General features: G+C 59.7%; 20 protein-coding genes and 5 pseudogenes. 17 read left to right on the top strand and 8 right to left on the bottom strand.

Annotated elements, in window-relative coordinates; translation table 11 throughout:
- Positions 1-43: 43 nt before the first annotated feature.
- Positions 44-796 carry a sulfite exporter TauE/SafE family protein gene (locus AKV04_RS17845; protein WP_054007775.1) on the top strand — a complete coding sequence of 251 codons (753 nt, stop codon included), beginning with the start codon at positions 44-46 and terminating at the stop codon, positions 794-796.
- On the opposite strand, the gene AKV04_RS17840 is transcribed toward AKV04_RS17845, so the two are convergent.
- From AKV04_RS17840 to AKV04_RS27600, 4 genes are all read right to left on the bottom strand, one after another.
- Positions 783-1,490: a 5-formyltetrahydrofolate cyclo-ligase gene (locus AKV04_RS17840; RefSeq protein ID WP_054007774.1), complete on the bottom strand. Its 708-nt coding sequence runs from the start codon at positions 1,488-1,490 to the stop codon at positions 783-785. The two genes, AKV04_RS17845 and AKV04_RS17840, sit on opposite strands and share 14 nt — an antisense overlap.
- On the bottom strand, positions 1,487-2,515 hold the full coding sequence (locus AKV04_RS17835) for an NAD(P)H-dependent flavin oxidoreductase (RefSeq protein WP_054007773.1): 1,029 nt from the start codon (positions 2,513-2,515) through the stop codon (positions 1,487-1,489). The genes AKV04_RS17840 and AKV04_RS17835 overlap by 4 nt, the downstream gene beginning before the upstream one ends.
- Complete coding sequence (locus tag AKV04_RS17830) at positions 2,512-3,720, bottom strand: MFS transporter (protein WP_054007824.1); 1,209 nt, start codon at positions 3,718-3,720, stop codon at positions 2,512-2,514. The genes AKV04_RS17835 and AKV04_RS17830 overlap by 4 nt, the downstream gene beginning before the upstream one ends.
- Positions 3,721-4,486: 766 nt before the next feature.
- Positions 4,487-4,618 (bottom strand): hypothetical protein, encoded by a 132-nt coding sequence (locus tag AKV04_RS27600; RefSeq protein WP_268871806.1) that lies wholly within the window; start codon positions 4,616-4,618, stop codon positions 4,487-4,489.
- A 201-nt stretch (positions 4,619-4,819) separates the two neighbouring features.
- Here AKV04_RS27600 and AKV04_RS17825 point away from each other — a divergent pair.
- Both AKV04_RS17825 and AKV04_RS17820 read left to right on the top strand, forming a co-directional pair.
- Positions 4,820-5,177, top strand: a pseudogene (locus tag AKV04_RS17825) (GSU2403 family nucleotidyltransferase fold protein); the annotation flags it as partial.
- Positions 5,178-5,356: 179 nt separating this feature from the next.
- On the top strand, positions 5,357-6,250 hold the full coding sequence (locus AKV04_RS17820) for a DMT family transporter (RefSeq protein ID WP_082351722.1): 894 nt from the start codon (positions 5,357-5,359) through the stop codon (positions 6,248-6,250).
- Positions 6,251-6,255: 5 nt separating this feature from the next.
- Here AKV04_RS17820 and AKV04_RS17815 read toward each other — a convergent pair whose 3' ends face one another.
- A complete protein-coding gene (locus AKV04_RS17815) occupies positions 6,256-7,155 on the bottom strand; it encodes a LysR family transcriptional regulator (protein WP_054007771.1) in 900 nt (299 codons plus the stop codon).
- 104 nt (positions 7,156-7,259) lie between these two features.
- Here AKV04_RS17815 and AKV04_RS17810 point away from each other — a divergent pair, with 104 nt between their 5' ends.
- The 9 genes from AKV04_RS17810 to AKV04_RS17770 all read left to right on the top strand — a co-directional run bounded on the left by AKV04_RS17810 (position 7,260) and on the right by AKV04_RS17770 (position 16,569).
- On the top strand, positions 7,260-8,252 hold the full coding sequence (locus tag AKV04_RS17810) for an Ldh family oxidoreductase (RefSeq protein ID WP_054007770.1): 993 nt from the start codon (positions 7,260-7,262) through the stop codon (positions 8,250-8,252).
- Between the two features lie 114 nt (positions 8,253-8,366).
- On the top strand, positions 8,367-9,374 hold the full coding sequence (locus AKV04_RS17805; RefSeq protein WP_162232902.1) for a glycine betaine ABC transporter substrate-binding protein: 1,008 nt from the start codon (positions 8,367-8,369) through the stop codon (positions 9,372-9,374).
- A gap of 66 nt (positions 9,375-9,440) precedes the next feature.
- On the top strand, positions 9,441-10,313 hold the full coding sequence (locus tag AKV04_RS17800; protein WP_054007768.1) for an ABC transporter permease: 873 nt from the start codon (positions 9,441-9,443) through the stop codon (positions 10,311-10,313).
- Positions 10,314-10,315: 2 nt separating this feature from the next.
- On the top strand, positions 10,316-11,329 hold the full coding sequence (locus AKV04_RS17795) for a quaternary amine ABC transporter ATP-binding protein (RefSeq protein ID WP_082351728.1): 1,014 nt from the start codon (positions 10,316-10,318) through the stop codon (positions 11,327-11,329).
- A 22-nt stretch (positions 11,330-11,351) separates the two neighbouring features.
- Entirely contained in the window at positions 11,352-12,800 is a 1,449-nt protein-coding gene (locus AKV04_RS17790) for an aldehyde dehydrogenase family protein (RefSeq protein ID WP_054007766.1), read from the top strand.
- The gene (locus AKV04_RS17785) at positions 12,797-13,807 is read left to right on the top strand and encodes a membrane dipeptidase (protein ID WP_054007765.1); all 1,011 of its coding nucleotides are present in this window, start codon (positions 12,797-12,799) and stop codon (positions 13,805-13,807) included. Before AKV04_RS17790 ends, AKV04_RS17785 begins: the two co-directional genes overlap by 4 nt.
- The gene (locus AKV04_RS17780) at positions 13,804-15,486 is read left to right on the top strand and encodes a hypothetical protein (protein ID WP_054007764.1); all 1,683 of its coding nucleotides are present in this window, start codon (positions 13,804-13,806) and stop codon (positions 15,484-15,486) included. Before AKV04_RS17785 ends, AKV04_RS17780 begins: the two co-directional genes overlap by 4 nt.
- Positions 15,483-16,193 (top strand): DUF3726 domain-containing protein, encoded by a 711-nt coding sequence (locus AKV04_RS17775; protein WP_162232901.1) that lies wholly within the window; start codon positions 15,483-15,485, stop codon positions 16,191-16,193. The genes AKV04_RS17780 and AKV04_RS17775 overlap by 4 nt, the downstream gene beginning before the upstream one ends.
- A 16-nt stretch (positions 16,194-16,209) precedes the next feature.
- On the top strand, positions 16,210-16,569 hold the full coding sequence (locus tag AKV04_RS17770) for a RidA family protein (protein WP_054007762.1): 360 nt from the start codon (positions 16,210-16,212) through the stop codon (positions 16,567-16,569).
- Positions 16,570-16,672: 103 nt separating this feature from the next.
- On the opposite strand, the pseudogene AKV04_RS26280 reads toward AKV04_RS17770, so the two are convergent.
- A pseudogene (locus AKV04_RS26280) lies at positions 16,673-16,912 on the bottom strand (Tn3 family transposase); the annotation flags it as partial.
- A gap of 553 nt (positions 16,913-17,465) precedes the next feature.
- On the opposite strand from AKV04_RS26280, the gene AKV04_RS17765 reads away from it, so the two are divergent.
- The 3 genes and pseudogenes from AKV04_RS17765 to AKV04_RS27920 form a co-directional block, all read left to right on the top strand.
- Positions 17,466-18,857, top strand: coding sequence for a Mu transposase C-terminal domain-containing protein (locus AKV04_RS17765; RefSeq protein WP_235815695.1), 1,392 nt, complete (start codon positions 17,466-17,468; stop codon positions 18,855-18,857).
- Between the two features lie 4 nt (positions 18,858-18,861).
- A complete protein-coding gene (locus AKV04_RS17760) occupies positions 18,862-19,740 on the top strand; it encodes a TniB family NTP-binding protein (protein WP_054007761.1) in 879 nt (292 codons plus the stop codon).
- Positions 19,737-20,075: pseudogene (locus AKV04_RS27920) on the top strand (TniQ family protein); the annotation flags it as partial. The gene AKV04_RS17760 and the pseudogene AKV04_RS27920, both read left to right, overlap by 4 nt.
- 349 nt (positions 20,076-20,424) lie before the next feature.
- Here the strand turns inward: AKV04_RS27920 and AKV04_RS27915 are convergent.
- A complete protein-coding gene (locus AKV04_RS27915; RefSeq protein WP_407638466.1) occupies positions 20,425-21,462 on the bottom strand; it encodes a sterol desaturase family protein in 1,038 nt (345 codons plus the stop codon).
- Positions 21,463-21,488: 26 nt separating this feature from the next.
- Here AKV04_RS27915 and AKV04_RS17745 point away from each other — a divergent pair, with 26 nt between their 5' ends.
- Entirely contained in the window at positions 21,489-21,746 is a 258-nt protein-coding gene (locus tag AKV04_RS17745) for a metal-sensing transcriptional repressor (RefSeq protein ID WP_054007759.1), read from the top strand.
- Position 21,747: 1 nt separating this feature from the next.
- A pseudogene (locus tag AKV04_RS17740) lies at positions 21,748-22,011 on the top strand (MFS transporter); the annotation flags it as partial.
- On the opposite strand, the pseudogene AKV04_RS17735 reads toward AKV04_RS17740, so the two are convergent.
- Positions 22,010-22,500, bottom strand: a pseudogene (locus tag AKV04_RS17735) (copper oxidase); the annotation flags it as partial. The pseudogenes AKV04_RS17740 and AKV04_RS17735 sit on opposite strands and share 2 nt — an antisense overlap.

Below are 22,500 nucleotides of genomic sequence, written 5' to 3'. Positions count from 1 at the left end.
CAGGTTGCAAACTGAGCGGCGAAATTGGAGAAAGAAGAACACAATGGAAACGTTGATATTGACTGCTGCTGCCTTTGGGGCTGGTATTCTGAATACAGTTGCGGGCGGGGGCACCTTTCTGACGTTCCCCGCACTGGTGTTCATCGGCCTTCCTCCGGTGATGGCAAATGCGACCAGCACTGTCGCGGTCTTTCCGGGCTACTTTGGTGGCGTGATGGGTTTTCGCGCGGAATTGCAGGCTTTTGATCGCAAGCGGCTTTACCGCCTCGCAGCGATCACCTTGACCGGTGGACTGGTTGGATCTGGTCTGCTGCTGGTATCGTCGAATGAGGCTTTTGCGGTAGTGGTCCCGTTCTTGCTGTTGGGCGCCACCTTCGCCTTTCTATTCGGCGACAGGCTCCGCCGATGGGCAGCTGGAAAGTCCCGCACAATGGCTCCTGAGGGGGCGTTGGGTCTGTTCTTGGTTGCGGTTTACGGCGGCTATTTCAACGGCGGGTTGGGGATCGTGCTGCTGGCGCTGTTCGCGCTGTGGGGGATGACCGATCTTAACGGCATGAACGCCCTGAAATCGGGCCTCAGCTTTCTGTTGTCGGCGATTTCGGTGGCGGTCTTTGCTGCGGCGGGTCTGGTTGCCTGGCCGCAGGCCGTGGTGATGATGATCGCGGCCACGGTGGGGGGCTATGCCGGGGCCCCACTGGCACGGGCTTTGCCGAAAATCGTGGTCCAGGGCGTAATCGCAACCGTCGGGTTCACCATGAGCGCGGTGTTCTTCTGGCGGCTGGTCAGCGGGGGCTGATGGCCCCTTTCGGGCCGACCTGCGGGCCGGTTTCGGTCACGATCATGTCCATGACGATGTCATGCGGCTGGGGAAAAATCGTGGGAACCTGCGCTGCATACAGTCCCACACCTATGGCAAAGGCGGGGGGGTCAAGGGCGGCAAGCGTGCGGTCGAAATAGCCGCCACCGTAGCCCAGCCGGAAGCCCGCCGCATCCCAGCCTACGACCGGAGCAAGGGCTACGTCGGGCACCACCTCTGGACCATCGGCCGGAACCGGGATCTTCCAGAACCCCTGCACCATCTTGCAATCTGGCGTCCAGGGCCGGAACACCAGCGGCGTGCCGGGGATCAGCACGACCGGCAGCGCTACGGTCACACCCCGTGCGACAAGATCGGTCAGCCAGTGCCGCAGGTTCAGCTCGGCCTTGATCGGCCACCAAGCCGATACCGTCAGCCCTCGCATTTGCCCAAACCGGGCAGCAATCACTGCCTCCAGATGCGGGGCAATCCGTTCGACGGCGTCCTGACGCACAGAGACCGAAAGTGCGGCACGATCGGCCAGCAGCCGCGCGCGCGCGGCCTTTCGCCAGCGCGCGACATCGAGGGCCTGCGTGGAGTTAACGGCGAGAGGGTCGAAATATGTCGGGTCAATCTCAGGCGCGAGGCACGGGGGCGAGGCGTAGCCCTTCGGTTCGTCTTCATCTGCGGTCATGCGCGCCCTCCGGCTGTCAGGGTCGCAAGGCGGGCAAGCGCTATCTGCGCCTCGCCCATGATCGCGTCAATCCGCCCGGCCGCCGTTGGCAGCGTGTTGATCAGCGCGGCGCTTTGCCCGGCATAGATCGCCATTGCCTCAAGATCTCCAGTTGTCGTGCGCAACGGGGAGTCGGTGCTGTATTTGAGTAGCGGACGACCCTCTTCATCGGCAATCACCTCGCGCGGCAAGAGATCGGGTCGATTTCCCATCAGGTTGGGACCAAGGCCGTCAATCACCGAATTGCGGATCACCCGGACCGGCGTGTTGGGTGGCCAGTTCAGCGCATAGATGTCGGTATGAACGGTATCTTCGGCCATGGCTGCTAAGACGCGGGCCTTGTGATCGTCATGGGCAAAGGATTCGACCGTAGCCAGAAAGGCGGTGCCGCAGTGGATACCTTGGGCCCCGAGCGCCAGCGCCGCAATCAGGCTGGCCCCGGTGGCAAATCCGCCCGATGCGATCACCGGCAGTCCGGTATGGCGCACCACCTGTTCAACAAGGACCAGGGCTGATGCCTTACCATGTACATGGCCCCCCGCTTCGACCCCCTGCACGATCAGCACATCCGCGCCTGCCGCCTCGGCGGCCAGCGCTGCGGTCAGCGATCCAACCTGATGCAGCACCAGACAGCCCGCAGCCTTGGCCCGCTTCACGGCCGACGGCACCACGTCCCAGAAAAAGCACATCGCGGGCACGGCGCGGTCAAGGCAGGTGCCAAGTTCGGCGTCCAGCAGGCCAGGATCGGTGGCGGCAGGGATCAGGTTCACCGCGAAGGGTCGGTCAGTGCGGGCCCGCACTGTGTCAATTTCCTGTGCGATGAACGCAGGTGTTTCCCGCACCATGCCAAGGATGCCGTAGCCCCCCGCCTGCGCAACCGCCGCCACTAGTTCGGACCGAGCCACGCCGCCCATGCCCGCAAGCAGGATTGGCAGGTTGCAGCCCAGAAGATCGCAGACAGGAGTGTGTAGGCCGCGGCCATTCATTGCTGTCGTTCCTCGTCGAGTCGCGGCAGGAACCAGGCAAGCAACCCCGCAAGAGGCAGGAAAGAGCAAATCCGATACACCGTTTCCACGCCGAAGCTGTCAGCCAGCAGGCCAAGAAGTGCTGCCGCAATGCCACCAAGCCCGAAGTTGAGGCCGTAGAACAGGCCTCCAATCAGGCCGATCCTGTTGGGTAGCAATTCCATCGCATAGATCAGGATCGAAGCGAAGGCGCTTGCCATCACCAGGTTGATCATGACCGTCAGCACGCCTGTCCAGAAGAGGTCCGCATAAGGAAGAATAAGCGTCAATGGCAGCGGGCCCAGGACAGAAATCCAGATGATCCGGTAGCGCCCGATCCTGTCGCCGACAATACCGCCGATCAGCACACCGATTGCTGCGGCCAAGAGAAAGATGAACAACATCAGCTGCGACGCGGAAATGGAAAGACCGAACCGCTCGATCAGATAGAAGGTGTAGAAGGACCGGAAACTTTCGCCATAGGCATTCTTGGTGAACATAAGCAACGTCAGGACGACAAGGCCAATGCCGATGGTTCGAGGGGCATGACCTGGAACCCCGGCGGTAGCCTTGCGGTGCCCCTCGCGCGCCGCTACGAATTCAGCGCTGATTAGACGCTGCTTGCTGCCGATCCAGATCAGCAGCGCCATGGCCAGTAAGGCTGCGACGGCGAACCAAGCCAGGCTTGGCTGCCCCCAAGGGACAATGATCAGTGCAGCGAAAACGGGTCCAAGCGATCCTCCGGCTTGTCCGCCGACCTGAAATATTCCTTGTGCAAATCCTTGCCTGCGACCCGCCGCATAGCGCGCCATCCGCGTCGCTTCAGGGTGGAAGATCGACGAGCCGATGCCGATTAGGGCAACCGAGACAAGGATCATTGGATAGTTGGTCGCAAAGCCGAGGCTAACTAACCCGGAAAGCGTGAACATCATGCCTACGACAGGGGAATACGGCGCAGGGTGCCGGTCCGTCACCATACCAATCACCGGTTGCAGCAAGGCTCCGGCGATCTGGAAGGTCATTGTGATAAGACCGATCTGCACGAAGTCCAGCGCGTATGACTGTTTCAGCACGGGGTAAGAAGCGGGGATCAGGGATTGCATCATGTCGTTCAGAAGATGGGTCAGGCCTAGGACCACGAGCAAGGAAACATAGGTTCTGGGACGGGGCGCCTTCGCGGTTGTCATGCCAGTCATCTTCGCGTCTGATCTCTGATTGTTTGATTTGCGCCGACCAACCTGGCTTGCTAGGGAAAGCTGTTTACTCGCCAAGTTTAGGTTAAATCAGTTTGCTTTAGTGGTTTCAAGCGCAGCCTGCGAGCGACTCGCTGCTGCAGACCTGTCCATGCTGATACAGAGTCTGTTGGTTTAGCAGAGCTTGAAATCTGACAATATCTCAGTCGAGCGTCACATGATCCGACCTGATACGTTCGAAGGACAGCCCTTCACATTCATTGGATTAGGCAAAAATGGGGATGGTTTCCATTTCCCTCGCGGGTGCATAAGTCATAAAGAGTGCTCTACCTTGAATTATCGTTTGTTGAATGATTGAAACCCCGTGCTTTGCTCACTAGAGCTGAAACGTCGACAAAATCACGAATGTTGGTTCAACTCTGCGCCGGATGTCTCGATGCCTTCGCGCCGAAAGCGGACTAGAGTCGAACCGCGAACGCAGTTGAGTTGCCTGCCCTTAAAACGTTTAAGCATAATTCCGTATCTGCGCCGAAAACCACATAGTTGGATGGATCCCAAATTCTATGTGCCAATGAAGTTGGCAAAACCCCAACTAAGTACACAAAAAAGTTCACAGATTTTCTGCGGAAATCATAAGTTCGAGCAACCAACGTTGCTCGTTGTTAGCCTTTGCACCAACCTGATCGGGCATGGTCGGCAGCATCTCCGGTCGACGTTGAACCATATCAGGTCGGCCCGGAGGGGCCGCCGACCTGTGGTCTTACTTGGTCTTGGTTTTAGGGGTGCTTACCGCCACTGCGTTCTTCAGGCTTGGCGCAGCTGCGATCACTTTCACTACTTCCTTCTTGGGTTTTTTGTCGTCACGTCGTCGTTTGGTCATGCCTTTGGCCATGATCTTCATCCTTTTCAGCACTGCCTCAAATCGACAGCGCACCCAGCATAGCCTGTTGCCTCTGAAAGGCCACAGCGATTGTTTACCCGTCATCGTTCCGCTGGGCATTTGCAATTCACCGCAAAATTCTCCATGCTAGCACTGCTCGGGAGCGGACAGAACATGATGGTCACGCGGGGCGATTTCTGTTTGTGGCGGTAAGTGGTCGAATTTCTGACGCCAGCCTTTGGTGAAAAAACGGTCAAACCTCTGCCCGCGCTCGGCGTCAGCGCGCGTGGGCTCAACTACCTGAATTTCCTTATTGCCGAGCCGATCCCGGCGCTAGCCCTTGTATCGGTCAGGGGTACAGGTCCAAATACCGCGCCCCGAGAAGTTCGCGATACACAGGTTGATCGTTGCGGATCGCCGCCGCGGTGGGTCTGAAAAAGGCAAGCCGCGCAAGGATCGTGGTCAAGCAGCGTTCTTGATCAACGTCTTCTCCCAAGACAGGCCCGATGACCTGCGTGACGCCTATCGGGCCGCACTTGCGCGGGGGCCACGCTGGCGAGACCGGATTTAGGCAAGCCTGACACGGCTGCCGGAAACCGCGAGCATCCTTCATGATCTCTAAAGATTATCGGAGATGAATAGCATCGCGAAATATACGACCTGCGATCTTCTGCCTGTCGCTATTCGATCAGGCTGACTAGTAAATCTGCGATATCGAGGGTCGAACCCCAACGGGAATGACATTCGAAAATGCGAAGACGTGACCTGTTTCTTGCCTTGCTGCCACCGATCCTTTGGGCCACGGGCTACTCCCTTCGAAAGGGCGGATTGCAGCATTTTCAGCCGCTTTTCACCACTGCAATGATGTATGCGATAGCCGGTGTGATCCTGTTTCGACCCAGCAGCGGCATCAAGACACCGCTGCGGTGGCTGATCATCATTTCGGTCTTTGGCTTTGGCCTGCAAAGTGCGCTGATCTTTTACGGGGTATCTTTGGTCGATACCTCGCTGGCCAATCTTGTGGTGCAGGCGCAGGTGCCATCCGCCATTCTGGCTGCGTGGCTTTTGGGACTGGAGCGGCTGAACCCGCTGCGCATGGCTGGGGTGGCGCTGGCGATCCTGGGCATTGCTGTGGTTGTGGGCATGCCTAAACCGGGTGAAGCCTATCTGGGGCTAATCTGCATTTTAGCGGGGACAGCAAGCTGGGGACTGGGGCAAGCGCTGATCCGCCTCCGATCTCGCGACTCCATCCGTCAGTTGATCGGCGCAATGTCGTTGCTGGCTGTGCCACAGCTTTTAGCCGCGTCGCTGCTGGTCGAGGATGATCATCTTGGCCGGTTGATGACCGGGTCAGCCTATGAGTGGTTTGGAGTAGTATTCCTTGGTGTCGGCTCTTTTGTGGTGGCCTATCTGATATGGTATGGCCTGCTCGAACGAAACCGAATGGATCAGGTCGCCCCTTTTGCCTTGCTCATGCCCTTGGTCGGGATGTTCAACGGTGTAGTGTTCTTCGATGAGACTTTGACGCCATCGTTCCTGTTCGGTGCAGCACTTGTTCTTTCAGGGCTGGTGATCACGATCATGGCGCGTGACGCCCGGCGCGTTGGAGCGCCAACGCCAAGGGTCGGGACGCCTGCAGGGTAAAGCGGTCAGGTCACATCAAGCATCGCCACTTTGCCCTGTTTGCGGACAGAAAGAGCGAAGGTGGCTTGAAAGGCTTTTGCCAAAGGGCTGACTACTTTGTCCGGCCGCTGGATGATGCCAACGGTTCTGCAGCAGCTTGCATCGGCGAGCGCGCGGCAGGCGACGTCTGCTGGCAGGTTGAGCGTCGCAAGATTGGGGAGCAAAGTGACGCCCATATCCGCCACGACCATCGCTACAAGCGAACTGACGTTGCGCACGGACAGATGTGACCGCTCGGTCAAGTGCTTGAAGTTTTGCTGGGGCACGGCACGCAGCGCCTCGTTCATGATCAGGTTGGTATCTTCCAGATCACGCCATTCAATCGGTTCCGGTTTGGTCGCCATGACAGAGGCCGAATGGCAGATCAGCCGGAATGGCTCGCGGAACAGCGCATCAAAGCGCAGGTGCAGGCTTTCGCTGGGGGCGCTGGCAAAACCCATATCGACCTGCCCACTTTCTACCATGTGCCAGACATCCGTGCTGTCGGTATCCACCAATTCCACATCGACATCGGGCCGCGTTTGCAGAAACTCTCTCAGAGCTTGCGGCAGCAACGTCACCGCAACCGATGGCACAGAGGCCAGCCGAAGCCGCCCGGAAAATGCCCCGGCATGGGCGGCAATTGCCTCCATCGCGCGGTCATAGTCCCGCAGCAGGATACCCCCCGTGTCGCGCACCAACAGGCCAAGCTCGGTAAGCGTCTGTTTGCGGTCGGCCTCAAACAAGGGGCCGCCCAGACGATCCTCGATCTGTTTCAGGGTCATCGACAGGGCGGATGTCGTGCGGTGTAATTGCTCGGCTGCATCTTTGATATTGCCGTGTTCGGCCACGGCCACCAGCGCGCGCAATGCATCAAGGCGGATCATCGATATCCATTTCAGAAAAATTGAACCAGATATCAGAATTAGTCATTTGCCTGACAGGTGGCAACAGGGTTCAGTCTGCGGGGTGACATAAGGAGACAGCACCCATGCCGCAACAGCTCAGCCTTGCCGAAGTCGAGGACCTGTCTTTTCGCCGTCTGGTCGCGGCAGGGGCATCGGACCTTGCAGCCCAGTCGGTGGCGCGGTCGATTCGGGCGGCGGAGCGGGACGGCATTCGCAGCCACGGGCTGATGTATCTACCGATCTACATGGAACACCTGCGCTGCGGCAAGGTTCTGGGGGCTGCGGTTCCGCTGGTGACGCAGCCGCGCCGGGCTGCTGTTGTGGTTGATGCGGCCAACGGGTTTGCCCATCCCGCCATTGATGCAGGTTGGCAGGCACTGACATTGGCGGCGCAAAGCGAGGGGGTGGCGACCATGACCATCTCTCGATCCTATAACTGCGGGGTGCTGGGCCATCATGCCGAACGGCTGGCCGAGGCGGGGTTGATCGGGCTGTGCATGACACATGCGCCCGCGTCGATTGCGCCAATCGGTGGGTCTGTTCCGGTGATAGGCACCAACCCCTTTTCCTTGGCGGTGCCAGATGGGCAGGGCGGTGTTGCGCTGTCGATTGACCAATCGGCCAGTGTGGTTGCGAAGTCCGAGGTCATGATGCGCGCCCGGCGGGGCGAGGCGTTGCCCGAAGGCTGGGCGTTGGATGCGCAGGGGCAGCCTACGACATCTGCCGAGGATGCGCTGAAAGGATCGATGATGCCATCCGGCGGTTACAAGGGCTTTGGAATCGGGCTGATGGTCGAGGTGCTTGCCTCGGCCATGGCCGGGGCCAATTCCAGCCGCACGGCCAGCCCCTTCTCCGGGCCTGCGGGGGGACCACCCGGCACCGGCCAGTGTTTTATAGCCTTTGATCCCGTTGCCTATGCCGACGGTTTCAGCGAAAGGATCGCGGAACTGATCGCTGCCGTCCTGGCACAAGACGGCACTCGACTGCCCGGATCGCGCCGTAGGGCCGCTCGGGCAATGACCGCTGATCAGGGCGTTTCGGTTGATGACGCGTTGATGGCGAAGCTTATCGCGTAACTTCAATACTTCTGAACTCAAATCAAAAATAACTCGTTTGACTGAATTCATTTAGGCGCACATTTTGCTGGGATAAGGCCCGACATGGGCCAGTTTTCCAACCGGAGGTTTTCGATGAACGGACTGCACAAGATCTTTGGGGTGGCCGCATTGGCTACCTTTGCCTTTGGGGGTACCACGACAGCACAGGCGGCCGATTGCGGCACTGCTGAAACCGTGACGATTGCCGAAATGACCTGGCTGTCGGCCGCCTCGCTGGCTCATATCGCCCAACATGTCTTGCAGGCCGGATATGGCTGCGATGCACAACTGGTGCCGGGTGATACCGTGCCGACCGCGACGTCGATGCTGAACCGTGGTCAGCCGAACATCGCGCCCGAACTGTGGGTGTCATCCGTCCAGACGATCTGGGACGAAGCGCAGACCAAAGGCGCATTTTACAAAGCGGGGGATATTTTTGCCAGCGGCGGCGAAGAAGGCTGGTGGGTTCCCGATTATGTTCTGACCGAACATCCAGAGCTGAAAACCATCGAAGACCTGAAGGCCAACTGGAAGATTTTTGCCACCGCAGACACCCCAGACAAGGGCCGTCTTTATGCCAGCCCTCCGGGTTGGAGCAGCGAGATCACCGGGGCCAATCTGTTCAAGGCATTGGGTCTCGCTGAGACGTTCGATCTGTTCTCGTCAGGCTCGGGCGAAAACCTCAAAGCCGCGATCGCCCGTGCGGTCAGCCAGCATGAGGCTTTCGTCGGCTATTACTGGGGGCCGTCGGATGTGATCGGCAAATATCACATGGTGCGTCTGGGGATGCCCGAATCTGACCCTGTGAAATACGCCTGTCTTGTTGATTCCAATTGCGCCGATCCACAGGTGACCGGCTGGGCCAAAGGCCAGATCGCGGTGGCAGTGACCCCCGATATCAAGACGACGGCCCCCGATGTGGCGACGTTCCTGTCCAAGATGCAGGTTCCCAACGACAAGATCAGCGAAGTTCTGGCCTGGGGCGACGACAACAAAGCCACCCCCGAAGATGTCGCGGTCTATTTCCTCAAGAACTACGAGCCGATCTGGACCACTTGGGTCCCCGCCGAGGTGGCCGCCAAAGTCCGCGCCTCACTTTGATCCTCTGCTGAATGCGGGCGGCCTCGACGCCGCCCGCCCCTTGACCCTTCACTTCAAAGGCCAGCCATGGACCAAAACTTTCCCGACCTGTTTGACCTGAAATCCATCAGCCGGGTCATTGACGATGCGTTCAACCAGATTGTCGGCACCTATGGCCGTACCCTGGAAGCGATTTTCCTTCCGGTGCTCAAGCTGCTGAACGGTCTGGAAAAAGGGCTGCTGGCTCTGCCGTGGTGGGTGATCCTGGTGGCGTTGGCGGGGCTGGCTTGGATGTCCTCACGCAGCTGGAAAACCGTGGTGCTGGTGGCGGTGCTTACCTTTGGTCTTGGCGTTCTCGGCGTGTGGGAGGCGGCTATGGCGACCATCGCGTTAATGCTGATCTCCACGCTCTTGGCCATTCTGATTGGCCTGCCGATCGGCATTGCGATGTCGCGGTCCAAAACAATGCAATCGGTGACCTTGCCGGTTCTGGACATTATGCAGACGCTGCCGATCTTCGTTTATCTGATCCCTTTCGTGATGCTGTTCGGTCCTGGCAAAATTCCGGCCCTGCTGGCCACAATCGTTTTCGCAGTGCCGCCGGTGATCCGCCTGACCAACCTTGGCATCCGTCAGGTTGATGCCGAAACCGTCGAAGCGGTGGAATCTTTTGGCGCCGCACCGATGCAGGTGCTGTTCTCAGTGCAAATCCCGCTCGCCTTGCCGACCATCATGGCGGGCATCAACCAGACCACGATGATGGCGCTATCGATGGTGGTGATCGCCTCGATGATTGGCGCGGGGGGATTGGGCTATCAGGTGCTGCAAGGCATCCAGCGGCTGGAGGTCAGCCGGGGTCTGCTGGCGGGACTTGGCATCGTGTTCCTCGCGATCATTTTTGACCGGATTATGCAGTCCTTCGGAAAACGCATGCAGAAATCCCTGAAACTGGGGGAATGATTATGAGCGACGATATCAAGATCAAGGTTGACGGCGTCTGCAAAATCTTTGGCAAAGACCCCAAGGCCGCGCTCGCCAAGGTGCGCGCAGGGATGGGCAAGGCCGACCTTCTGGCCCAAACCGGGCATATTCTGGGGCTGAACAACATCAGCCTGTCCATCCGGCGCGGCGAGACGTTTGTGATCATGGGTCTGTCTGGATCAGGCAAATCTACCCTGATCCGGCATTTCAACCGCCTGATCGAGCCGACGGATGGCCGCATTCTGGTGGATGGGCAAGATATCCTGGCGCTGAACGCCGCCGATCTGCGCCAATTCCGCCGCCGCAAAATCTCGATGGTGTTTCAGCGCTTTGCACTTTTGCCGCACAAGACTGTGCTGGAAAACGTGATGTACGGCTTGCTTGTAGATGGTGTGGCAAAACCCGAGGCCAGCCGCCGCGCGGAAGAACAGATTACGCTGGTTGGGCTGGCGGGGTTCGAGTCCCGCTATCCCGGTCAGTTGTCGGGCGGCATGCAGCAGCGGGTCGGCCTTGCCCGCGCACTTGCCACCGATGCAGATATTCTGCTGATGGACGAGGCGTTTTCGGCGCTGGATCCGCTGATCCGGCACGACATGCAGATGCAGCTTAAGGAAATTCAGGCCCGCCTGCACAAGACCATCGTCTTTATCACCCATGATCTGGACGAGGCCCTGTTGCTGGGCGATCATATCGCCATCCTGAAAGACGGCGAATTGCGCCAGATCGGTACTGGGCCAGAGATTCTGCTGAACCCCGCCGATGACTATGTGGAACGGTTCGTACGCGACGTGAACCGCGCGCGGATTGTTAACTGTGGGTCACTGGCCGATCCGGCGGTGGCGGGTGTGGGCAGCGTCAGCGCCGACGCGCCGCTGGAAGCTGCCTATAGTGCGCTGGCCTTAGCGGAAGGTGCGATCAACGTGACGCGCGCCGATGGCAGCATCGCGGGTGGGTTGACGATGAAATCGGTATTCTCTGCGCTGGCGCAGCGGTAAATCAAGAAGCGGAACATGGACTATGTCAGAAACTAGAAACTACATTGCAGGCGACTGGCTGGCGGGCGAGGCCACCGTGGAAAGCCGCAATCCGTCGGATACCTCTGATCTGATCGGGCGCTATGCCCAGGCCGATGCGGGGCAGTTGGATCTGGCACTGGAGGCTGCCAGGACGGCACAGCCTCTTTGGTGGGCTGCAGGCATCCAGAAGCGCCACGACGTGCTGATGTCGATCGGCACGGAATTGATGGCGCGCGCGGACGAAATAGGCTCACTTTTGGCGCGCGAAGAGGGCAAGCCCGCCGCCGAGGGCAAGGGCGAGGTGTACCGCGCCGGGCAGTTCTTCACATGGTTTGCTGCCGAGGCCCTGCGCCTGCAAGGTGATCAGGCGCAATCGACAAGGCCTGGCATTGATATCGAAGTGCGCCGCGAACCCGTTGGGGTTGTGGCTGTCATCTCGCCGTGGAACTTTCCCATCGCGACTCCGGCGTGGAAGATCGCCCCCGCGCTCGCCTATGGCAATGCCGTGGTCTGGAAGCCTGCCAACCTGACGCCCGCCTCGGCCGTGGCTTTGGCCGAGATCATCGCGCGTGCCGACATGCCGCCCGGGACGTTCAATCTGGTGATGGGACCGGGGGCCGCAGTCGGCAACCGCTTGGTCGCGGCGGATGCCGTCGATGCGATCAGCTTTACCGGCTCGGTTCCGGTGGGTCGCCAGATTGCCACCGCGTCTATCGGCCATATGCCGAAATTGCAGATGGAGATGGGGTCAAAGAACCCGATGCTGATCATGGATGACGCCGATCTGGATCTGGCGGCGACCCATGCCTGCAACGCGGCCTTTGGCGGCACCGGGCAGAAATGCACGGCGGCGTCCAGGCTGATCGTGCATGAAAAAATCATGGACGCCTTTACCGCAAAACTGACGGCAGCAACAAAGGCGCTGAAGGTCGGGCACGCCTTGGAGGATGGGACCCAGATTGGCCCGGTTGTCAGCGAAAGCCAGTTAACCTCTAACCTGCGCTATATCGAAACCGGACGCGCCGAGGGTGCCGAGCTGCTGTGCGGCGGGACGCGGCTGGACCGGGCGACCGACGGATACTTCATGGCCCCGGCGATTTTCGCCAACACCCGCAATGACATGGCGATCAACCGCGAAGAGATGTTCGGCCCGATCACCTGCATCCAGATCGCTGGCAGCTATGCCGAAGCGCTGGCGCTGGCCAATGACACGCCCTTTGGTTTGACTGCTGGCATCATGACCCGCTCCCTCGCACGCGCCAACCATTTCCGCGCCAATGCCAAGGCTGGCTGCGTGATGGTGAACCTGCCAACCGCGGGCACCGATTATCACGTGCCGTTCGGCGGACGCGGCGCCTCTTCTCATGGACCGCGCGAGCAGGGGCGCTATGCGGCAGAATTCTATACAACCGTGAAAACTGCTTACACCGCCGTGGGGGTGCCAGAGTGACATTTCTGATCGACGGGCTGCAATACGCCAACTGGTCTGAACGCATCTTTCGCCAGTTGCGCGCAGGCGGTGTCGATGCGGTGCATGTGACCATCACTTATCACGAGACGTTTCGCGAAACCGTGTTGAACATCAGCCGCTGGAACCGCTGGTTTGAACAATTCCCCGATCTGATCTTCCAAGGGTTCACTGCCGCTGATGTGCAAACCGCCCGCGACACTGGGCGCACCGCGATATTCTTGGGCGCGCAAAACCCCAGTTGCATCGAGGATGACATCGGGCTGGTTGAGGTGCTGCACCGTCTTGGCCTGCGGTTCATGCAACTGACCTACAACAACCAATCCTTGCTGGCGACCGGGTGCTATGAGGCGACCGATACCGGCCTGACCCGCATGGGACGCGAAGTTGTGGCCGAGATGAACCGCGTCGGCCTGGTGGTGGACATGAGCCATTCTGCCGAACGATCGACCCTTGACGCCATTGCCCACTCCACCCGACCGATTGCGATCACCCACGCCAATCCCGCAACCTGGCACCCGGCGCGGCGCAACAAATCGCCGCGCGTGTTGCAGGCTTTGGCGGAAAGTGGCGGGATGCTGGGGTTTTCGCTGTATCCGCACCACCTGCACGGTGGCAGCGCCTGTGCGCTGGATGATTTCTGCAGCGCCGTCGCGCGGACTGCTGATGTGATGGGCGTCACACACATCGGCATTGGCAGCGATCTGTGTCAGGATCAGCCAGATTCCGTCGTCGAATGGATGCGCAGCGGGCGTTGGACGAAATCTGTCGATTTCGGTGAAGGCAGTGCTGATGCCGCAGGTTTCCCCGCGATGCCAGACTGGTTTCGTGACAATCGCGATTTTGGCAATATATCAGAGGGGTTGCGGCGCGTGGGCTTCAGCGCCGAGGATGTGACTGCTGTTATGGGCGGCAACTGGCTGCGGTTCTTTGATGCCAGTTTCACGGGCCAAACCGAAGTTCTGCAATCGCAAAGGGCAGCGCAATGACGGGTTCAGCTGTAGAATGTGGGGCAGCGTCCGATGTCGCCGCCTTTCGCCGGACGCCCGATCAGGTGATGCGTTTGGCGCGGATGGGATCGGCGCATCCGACCCGCCTGTCATTCTTGCGTCAGATGCTGCGGCGGATGCAGGCGGAAAACTGGCGCTTTGACCGCCCGGTCTGGCAGATCGACGCCAAGGGCGTGGGGCGTGCTGTCTACCGCGCGATTGGCCCGGTGCGCACTTACAGCCTCGTGGCCTTTGCTCATGATTTGCCCGACGACATGCGATCTGACCGCGTGATCGCCACCGCCTGGGACGCCACCTTTGCGATGTTTGACGGCGACCCGTCCGAGGCCGATCTGGACCGCCTGGCTGCCAATGTGCCGCTGCAAGAGGCCGGACGGATCACGCCGCACGAGTTGGCGCTTTCGCGCGCCAATCGGTCGGTGCGCTTGTTTGGACATGTGGTCGACCAGTTGTCACAAGGCAAACAGCCCGATCCGGCAGAGATTGCCTCGGTCGGCTACCTGATGCGCACCACGGCCGTTTACGGTGCGGGCAAGTTCGGTGCCGCCGACCGCGATGTGATTGCCGACCGCGACGAGGTCAGCGCGCCGTTCCAGGTTGAAATGCTGACCGTCTGGCACATCCGCGCCTTTTGCGCCGATCTGGTCGAACATCTGGCTGCCGTCAAAGGTGGCGCGCGGGCGGCGCGGCTGGACCCTGCAACGCGACGCGCGCTTGGCGTGGGGAATTCAACCGGGCTTGGCATGGCACCGTTTCTGGTGCGCCACCCGGTTTTGTTGAACAACTGGATGATGGCCCGTGAAGAGGCCCTTGCGCGTGTGCGCGCGCAGCCTTTTGCCCCCGCGCGGGATGTGACGGCGCTGCATATGGCGCTCCAGAGTTTCACCGCGAATGCAGAACTTTGGCATTCCTCCCACCCGATCCAGATTGCCAAACTAGCCGATCTGCACGCCGATCTGGACCGCATCGCGGCACGTCTGAAGGGCTGGCCCGAGGCTGGTACCCACCCTTGGAACACCCTGTGGCTGTGGGGCGAGGCTACGCTGAGCCTTGAAGGACAAGAGGCGCTGCTGGCGCTGCTGCTGGAACCGCATGGCGATCTGATCGACGGTCTTGGCGAATGCATGTCCGCCGATGAGGTTCAAAGCCAGCGGATTGACGGCGCCATGACCATTGCCGCCCTGCGCCGCAGCTTACAGCAAGATTACGGCTGGGCCTTGGCCATCGACTTTACTGATCCGGCAAATACGGCGCGGTTCTGGTATGTGTCGGAAGAAAAGCTGGAGCCCCGGCTAGGGGAACGCCACGAGGAACCCGGCGCCGATCTGGAACAGCCGCTGTGCATCGCACGGTTGGTGCAAGCCTTGAACACCAGGATTGACGGGCTGGACGGTGCCGGATCTGTCGCCGCATTCCTGATGCAGCACCCCGAACACCGCTTTGCGCTGCGCCGGGTGCAGATCATGGCGCGCAGACCCTTTGCCGAGGTGCGCGACAATCTGATCGCGGCCGATATGCTGCCGATTGACCTGATGCGCTGCAAACTGGCGTTCTTTGGTGCCAGCCGCTTTGACCCGCGTTCGGACAAATGGGTGCGCATCAGCTTGTTTCAGGACATGCCCTACCCCGAAGACTTCAATCCCAGGGCCGCGCCATGACAATGGCCGAAGCCCATGATCCAACATCTTCAGCCACCTCCTATCTGCCGCATGCCGCAACCCCCACATTGCTGTCGCGCAATGAAATCGAGACGCTATGTCTGAAGGCCGCACGCGGGGCAGGGATGTCTTGGGGACTAGCCGAAGAAGCTGGTTTCGCCGCTGGCTGGCTGGCCGCATCGGGCATAGATGGAGCCGGGGCCTTGCTGGACCATCTGCAACATTGGGCGTCAGGTGCCATTCTGGTGCGTGACCGACATTGGACGGCGACCGCAGACGCGACGCTGTCGCCTATCCTGCTGGGTGCGACACTCGATGATCACGCGGCGCTGGCGGCCGGCCCGTGGTCTGCGCCCATCACTATCGTGGCTGCCCACCAGCCCATTCTGCTGGTGCCCTTTCTGGCCCGTGCCGCGAAGGTCTGCGCCAAGCCTCTGGCGCTGACATGGCCCGGCGGTTCGTTGGTGATCCCGACCGGCGGTGATATGGACGCCACCGGCATGACAGCGCTGTCGCGCGTCGAGGTGACAACGCTGACCCTTTCGCCTGCTTCCGATGGACCACAGTGTGAAGCTACGGGCCGAACAACTGCGCCACTCTCAGCCGCGACGCTTGAGAAACTGAACACCCTCGCCCTGCGCACGACGGTTCCCGCTTCCGACGCTTCGCGGCGCGGCGCAGGGGCCGCAACCAGTGACAACGACTGATAGCCAAGGACCTGTTATGACCATGACCCGCCTCAGCCCCGGCCCACGCATGAGTGAGGCGGTCACCCTCGGGGATATTGTCTTTCTGGCGGGCCAAGTCCCCGATGATCTGACCGCCGATATCACGGTACAGACCCAGCAAGTCCTCGCCAATATCGACGCGGTGCTTGCGCAACTTGGTGGCACGAAGGCCGACATTGCCTCGGTTCAGGTCTGGCTGGCCGACATGGCCGATTTTGTCGGCATGAACGCAGTGTGGGATGCCTGGGTTGACCGCGACAACCCGCCCGCCCGTGCGACCGGCGGTGTTGCCCTTGCCCGCAAAGGGATGCGGGTCGAGATGATCGTGGTAGCACGGTCAGCCCGAACGAATTGACAGGATTGGGCACACGCTGGCAGCCAGTGCTTCTCGCTTCAGTATGGTCTGGCCGGGGCAAACGGGCTCCTGCCAAACGAAGCAGAGAGCTGAAAAATGAAACCCAGTAAATGATGATGGCGGCGAGCAGGTTCAACCCGGCCATTCGGTAGTGGTGGCCTTTGACGGTCTGGCCACGGATTTCACTCTGACGTCCGATGCATAGAGCGTTTTTCACGGCGTGATGGGCCTCGCCCTTGATTAGGCCAATCTGGGCCCGGCGCTGCATGTCGGCATCAAGTAGCCATTCGATGATGAAGAGTGTGCGCTCGATGCGGCCGATTTCACGCAAGGTATGCGCGAGCAATTTGCGTGTTCGTTCAACGACGATCCCAAAGTCGTGCCTCAATTGCACGACTCTCCGGTGGCAAACGTCGACGCCAACTTCTTTTAACTCTTCGGCCATTCCGGGGCCGCGATAGCGGCCAAGACTGAGGCGCCACTGCTCCTAGATGTGCGCCAGTGTCGCGTTGACATTAACGGTGAGAGTCAACAATCCAGCAAAATCAATCCTTGGCCTTTGACCCTTATTGTGCCAGCTTGACCCTTAACATGAGAGTTTTGTCGTTAATTCTGGCATAAGGTGGATGTGTGTTTTCTTGGTGAAGGCCCTCGCAGACCCAGAGCCGGACCTCGGTCAGGTCGAAAGCGCGGAACGGTCTCGCCGCGCCGCAGTCTTGCGCAGTTTGCAGGCCTCGGTCACGCAAGGAAAATGCTCGAAGTCGGCTGCTGTTAAAGATGCTGCTTGGGAGTTGGGTGTTAGTTCGACCACTGTCTGGCGATTGCTTCGGAAATTTTTGGATGGCGAGGGTCGTGCGAGTTCCCTTGCGCCCGGACAGCGCGGTCGACCGAAAGGAATGTCGCAGGTAAATGCAACGGTCGAAACACTTATCGAAGAACATCTTCGGCTGTATTATTTGAAGTGCGAACGGGCAAGCTTGGCACGCGTGGTCGCGGAAATTCGAATTGCTTGTAAGGTCGGAGGACTGTCGCCACCCGCCCGTCGAACTATCCAGCGACGGCTTGATGCGATGGATGCGCGCGAAGTCCTGCGGGCGCGATCCGGGGCCAAAGCCGCGAGGCAAAAGTTCGCTGCTGTAACGGGGGCCAATAGTGCGGAACTTCCGCTCCAGGTCGTGCAGATCGACCACACACCTGCCGATGTCATCCTCGTGGATAGTTTCGAGCGCAAAGCAATCGGCAGGCCTTGGGTAACGCTGGCGATCGACATCGCGACGCGGATGATCACAGGATATCACGTCAGCCTCGATGCGCCATCGCGCCTTTCAATTGCGCTCTGCCTCACAAGGGCGGTGGCGCCTAAGGCAGGTCTATTGGCAGAACTTGGGACGAAGGCGCCGTGGCCTGCGCAGGGCAAACCCCACCGTATCCATGTGGACAATGGAAGCGACTTTCGATCCGGCGTCTTTCAAGCGGCCTGCGCTGAATGGGGGATTGAGCTTACTTTCCGTCCGCCGGGCAGCCCTCATTCTGGCGGCCATATTGAGCGCTTGATCGGCACGATGATGGGGGCAGTTCATCTGCTGCCCGGAACGACCCAATCGACCGTGGCAGCCAAGGGCAACTATGACTCAGAAGGCAAAGCCGCCATGACTCTGGCGGAGTTCGACGTTTGGTTCGCGCTGGAAATCTGCCGATACAACAACAGCATCCATTCGAGCCTCGGGTGTACACCAGTGTCAAAATGGGAAGCCCTCTCGGGCGAGATGGCCAGTGACATCCCGTTCGACATGGACGCGTTTCGCGTCAGCTTTTTGCCTAGCGAACGCCGTCAAATCCGGCGCGATGGGATCCATCTTTTCAAGATCCGCTACTGGTCGGATACCTTGGTCGGGCACATTGGCCGTAAGGATAGCACAGTTGTCGTACGCTACGATCCCCGCGACCTCTCCTCGGTCTGGGTAGAACTTGAAGCCGGACGCAGCGTTGAGGCGCGCTACCGCAACCTTGAGATGCCGCCAATGTCGCTGTGGGAATACCGCGAAGCGCGTCAATATCGGCTGGCACAAGGAAAGGAAGATTTCGACGAGGCTATCCTTGCCGAGCTTATCCACCTGCAAAGAAAGATCGCCGATGAGAGTCAGGCGCTGACCAAGACCGAAAGGCGATCGCGCGAACGCCGTGAAGTATTGAAGACAGTTGATCAGGCCGAAAGCCGGTCAGAGGGGCTGCGCGCTGTCGACACCGGTGATACATCGCGCCCACTATACAAGGTCGAGAGGTGGTGAAGTGATGGCGGACGGGGTTGGCCAAGATGATCGCATATCTCTGATCCAATCGGACATCTGGATTGGATTTCCACGTGCTGAGCAAGTTCTGGACAGGCTGCAGAGCCTGATTGAGGCGCCGCGACAAACCAGGATGCCCGGCCTTTTGGTCCATGGCGCTTCAGGCATCGGCAAGACGATGATCGCACGCAATCTTTCGCGCAGGTATGCGCCAGAATATGACCCCATGGCAGGTGTAACCCATACGCCGCTTTTGCTTTTGCAGGCGCCACCGGCCCCGGACGAGCGCCGGTTTTATCTTCATATCCTTGCAGCGGTTGGTGCACCGGCCACAGCGATTGCTGTCAGGTCTCAGAATGTCGCTTCCCTAGAAGTTCGTGTCATTGCCCTGCTGCGCGACCTTGGCCTGCGCATGATCATGATTGATGAAGTCCACAACCTTCTTGCTGGCACACATCGCGAACAGCGGCGCTTCCTCAATGTCTTGCGATATCTCAGCAATGAACTGGAGGTTTCGTTGGTCTGCTTCGGGGTCAGTGAGGCGGTAGATGCCATTCGCGGTGATGTGCAACTCGCGCGACGGCTCGACGAACACCACTTGCCAAATTGGCGCGACGATTCCGAGTTTTCGAATATGATTCAGACCCTTATCGCCGCCATGCCGCTTGAGAAGAAGTCCAATCTAAAGGTCAAATCCCTCCGGCAAATTCTCGCTTTGACGGGCGGGATCACGTCGCGGGTTTTCTCCTTGGTCAAGGACCTTGCCATCGATGCGATCCGCTCCGGCGAGGAATGCATTACCGATGATGCAGTTGCGAATTGGTCACCCCTCTGGTCGCGCTACGCACCTGTGCAACGGCGACTTGAACAGGCCGGGGTTTGACGCGACGGCCTTTGCCAAAAGTTGTTATCCCTGTCGCGGATGAACTCCTGTCAGGCTGGCTGTCGAGGCTTGCAAACTTCAACCACTGTGATTTGGTTGACCTTTTGGCACATGTCGGTATCGACGGCCGCTATATTGACGTGCTTGACTTCGGGATCGAGGATTCTGCGGCCCTCAGAATTGCCACCGTAGCGCGGACCGATTTCGAACTTGTGCAGTCGCTGACAATAACCCCGGCAACGCCGCTAGAGGCCGCATTGACCGCGCAATTCCCCTTCCAGACGTGTCCCGTCTGTTCCGTACACGGTCTTGCTCTCAAACATTGGCGGCGCGCTTGGGTCTTCGATTGTTTGATGTGCGGCGCCCAGCTCGTACCGACCATACCAAGGCCGGACATGGTCAAACCGTCAACGAAGATTCTTCGCCGCGCTCGCATCGGCGCCCGACTGCTCGAAGGGGCAATAAAGGACAATATTGCGCGCAAAATTCATCGCGCCATGCGCGGTGTCGCTTTTGCCGTGGCGGTCACAAGATTTCGCGGCCAGCCCCTTGCGGCCGTTCAGGACTTCAACCCGGAAATCCGGATCGCGTGCCTCGTGGCAATCTGCGCGGTCCAGAAGAAGCCGCTCCTCAAAGCAGCCCGGATCATGGCCGAAGCAGACGGCTACGCCAAGGCCTCCCTGCTCAAGGCCTATAGCAAAGAACCGCACTTGTTGGCAGCTGTGCGCCGCATCGCCGATCGCAAGGCGCAACGGATTCTAACCAAGAACAGGGCAGGTCGGATAGGGCAGGACGAGGCTGACTCCCACAATTTAAGTCAACAATAACGGCAAAAAGCCTTTCAACGCGAGGACTCCCGTAATTAATGACAACGCGACATGCGTGTCCTGACGCTGGACCAATGACTGGCTGAATAAGCAATCGGTCCAGCCAAAGGTCTCGGGTCGTGCGGAACTGCTCTATCCCGATTTCCATCCCCTCATGGCCTTTGGCGGGTTGCGCGATATAGGTACCAAGCAACCGGTCCCACCAAGGCAGATTGAAGCCGTAGTTCGAATTCGTTTCGCGCGGGTCGACGGAATGGTGGACGCGGTGCATGTCGGGCGTGACCAATATCCAACGCAACACTCGGTCGACGCGACGTGGTAAGTCGATGTTCGCATGATTGAAAAGTGCAGTCGCGTTCAAGATCACTTCGAACAACAACACAGCAATGGCAGGCGGGCCAAGGCCGGCGACAACGACAAGCTTGATGCCCATCGAGATCAGAATTTCAGCTGGGTGAAACCGAAGGCCCGTGGTCGCGTCAAAATCGAGGTCCGCATGATGCATCCGGTGCAGGCGCCAAAGCCCGGGGACCGCATGGAACATGATGTGCTGTAGATAGATCGCAAAATCGAGGAGAAGCATTGACACGACCACAGCGAACCAAAGCGGAGCGTCGATATTGTTGAGTAGTCCCCAGCCACGCGCTTCGGCCATGATGGCAAGTCCTACCGCAAGGATCGGAAATGTTAGTCGCAGGATGACGGTATCGACAATAACAAGCGCAAGATTGTTGGCCCACCGGATCACACGCGGAATCTCCCGTCGCCGCCTAGGCGCCGCCACTTCCCATAGTGCCATAGCCGCAAGCACACCTAGAAAGACTACAAGACGGATCGTCGGCTCGGCACTAAGGATGCTTTGTAACACGGCGTTTCTGCTCCTGACTTGCCTCATCCCCCCTGGGGGGATATCTTCGCAATATGTCAGACTCACATCTTCATGCAAGCCACCCCGCCATCGTCACCCGGCTGAAGCGTGCCGAGGGGCACCTGCGCCGCGTCATCTGCATGATCGAGGAAGGGCGTCTCTGCGTCGATCTGGCCACGCAACTCCACGCCGTCGAACGCGCGGTGGCGGAGGCAAAGCGGGCGCTGATACATGACCATATTGACCACTGCGTCACGGCCAGTGGAGCACATGACCTGGCCGAGATCAAATCGCTGACGAAGCTGCTATAGGATGCTGAACACCCTGCGCAACCCGACCTTTCGCCACCTGTTCGCAGCCCAACTCGTGGCGCTGATCGGGACTGGGCTTGCCACAGTGGCGCTTGGCCTTCTCGCTTGGCAACTCGCAGGTGACAACGCGGGCGCAGTCTTGGGAACGGCACTTGCGATCAAGATGGTGGCCTATGTGACGCTGGCCCCCGTGGCGGCGGCCTTCGCGGAACGCTTGCCGCGGCGCGCGTTTCTGGTGACCCTCGACCTGATCCGGGCGGGAGTCATCGCCTTTTGATCATCTGCGTCCGATCCACTTTACGCGCGGCCAACGGGTTGGCCGCTTGCAGCCGCAGCTCTTGCGCCATGTCGGTATCAAAGGCGGGCGCCTCTGCCTCGGCCATGCCCGCGATCCGCTTCACTTCGGCACCACTGCTGGCAAGAATGATGCCGGTCTGTTCGCGAGCGCCTTCGCGCAGGGCCAACACCGGGAAAGCGCCCGCCCCCGGCAGATCAATCTCGATATCCAGCCGCTGCGCCATGGCCATGCCAAACCTGGTACCGGGCAGCGGCACGATCGCGTGACCATCCACCGCGACCAGCCGCGCCGGGGCTGCGCCAGTGTCGATCCAGAACGCCGTTGCCGCCGCTGCATTGACCACCCGCAGCCGGATGCGCCCGCCCGCCTCGACAGGAATCACCTCGGGGTCCGACAGGGTGCGGTCATTCGCAAGATAGGCATCGAAATTGAAGTCGTTCAGATCCATGGCCATAC

This window comes from Cypionkella psychrotolerans (assembly GCF_001294535.1).
Classification (GTDB): Bacteria; Pseudomonadota; Alphaproteobacteria; order Rhodobacterales; family Rhodobacteraceae; genus Cypionkella; species Cypionkella psychrotolerans.
The sequence above is the reverse complement of the archived record's forward strand: the minus strand, read 5'-3'. Positions and strand labels throughout refer to the sequence as shown.

What these genes read in the sequence shown, in the direction of transcription:
- AKV04_RS17845 (WP_054007775.1), top strand. Translation starts at nt 44, where the DNA reads ATGGAAACGTTGATATTGACTGCTGCTGCCTTTGGGGCTGGTATTCTG.
- AKV04_RS17840 (WP_054007774.1), bottom strand. Translation starts at nt 1,490, where the DNA reads ATGACCGCAGATGAAGACGAACCGAAGGGCTACGCCTCGCCCCCGTGC.
- AKV04_RS17835 (WP_054007773.1), bottom strand. Translation starts at nt 2,515, where the DNA reads ATGAATGGCCGCGGCCTACACACTCCTGTCTGCGATCTTCTGGGCTGC.
- AKV04_RS17830 (WP_054007824.1), bottom strand. Translation starts at nt 3,720, where the DNA reads ATGACAACCGCGAAGGCGCCCCGTCCCAGAACCTATGTTTCCTTGCTC.
- AKV04_RS27600 (WP_268871806.1), bottom strand. Translation starts at nt 4,618, where the DNA reads ATGGCCAAAGGCATGACCAAACGACGACGTGACGACAAAAAACCCAAG.
- AKV04_RS17820 (WP_082351722.1), top strand. Translation starts at nt 5,357, where the DNA reads ATGCGAAGACGTGACCTGTTTCTTGCCTTGCTGCCACCGATCCTTTGG.
- AKV04_RS17815 (WP_054007771.1), bottom strand. Translation starts at nt 7,155, where the DNA reads ATGATCCGCCTTGATGCATTGCGCGCGCTGGTGGCCGTGGCCGAACAC.
- AKV04_RS17810 (WP_054007770.1), top strand. Translation starts at nt 7,260, where the DNA reads ATGCCGCAACAGCTCAGCCTTGCCGAAGTCGAGGACCTGTCTTTTCGC.
- AKV04_RS17805 (WP_162232902.1), top strand. Translation starts at nt 8,367, where the DNA reads ATGAACGGACTGCACAAGATCTTTGGGGTGGCCGCATTGGCTACCTTT.
- AKV04_RS17800 (WP_054007768.1), top strand. Translation starts at nt 9,441, where the DNA reads ATGGACCAAAACTTTCCCGACCTGTTTGACCTGAAATCCATCAGCCGG.
- AKV04_RS17795 (WP_082351728.1), top strand. Translation starts at nt 10,316, where the DNA reads ATGAGCGACGATATCAAGATCAAGGTTGACGGCGTCTGCAAAATCTTT.
- AKV04_RS17790 (WP_054007766.1), top strand. Translation starts at nt 11,352, where the DNA reads ATGTCAGAAACTAGAAACTACATTGCAGGCGACTGGCTGGCGGGCGAG.
- AKV04_RS17780 (WP_054007764.1), top strand. Translation starts at nt 13,804, where the DNA reads ATGACGGGTTCAGCTGTAGAATGTGGGGCAGCGTCCGATGTCGCCGCC.
- AKV04_RS17775 (WP_162232901.1), top strand. Translation starts at nt 15,483, where the DNA reads ATGACAATGGCCGAAGCCCATGATCCAACATCTTCAGCCACCTCCTAT.
- AKV04_RS17770 (WP_054007762.1), top strand. Translation starts at nt 16,210, where the DNA reads ATGACCATGACCCGCCTCAGCCCCGGCCCACGCATGAGTGAGGCGGTC.
- AKV04_RS17765 (WP_235815695.1), top strand. Translation starts at nt 17,466, where the DNA reads ATGTCGCAGGTAAATGCAACGGTCGAAACACTTATCGAAGAACATCTT.
- AKV04_RS17760 (WP_054007761.1), top strand. Translation starts at nt 18,862, where the DNA reads ATGGCGGACGGGGTTGGCCAAGATGATCGCATATCTCTGATCCAATCG.
- AKV04_RS27915 (WP_407638466.1), bottom strand. Translation starts at nt 21,462, where the DNA reads ATGAGGCAAGTCAGGAGCAGAAACGCCGTGTTACAAAGCATCCTTAGT.
- AKV04_RS17745 (WP_054007759.1), top strand. Translation starts at nt 21,489, where the DNA reads ATGTCAGACTCACATCTTCATGCAAGCCACCCCGCCATCGTCACCCGG.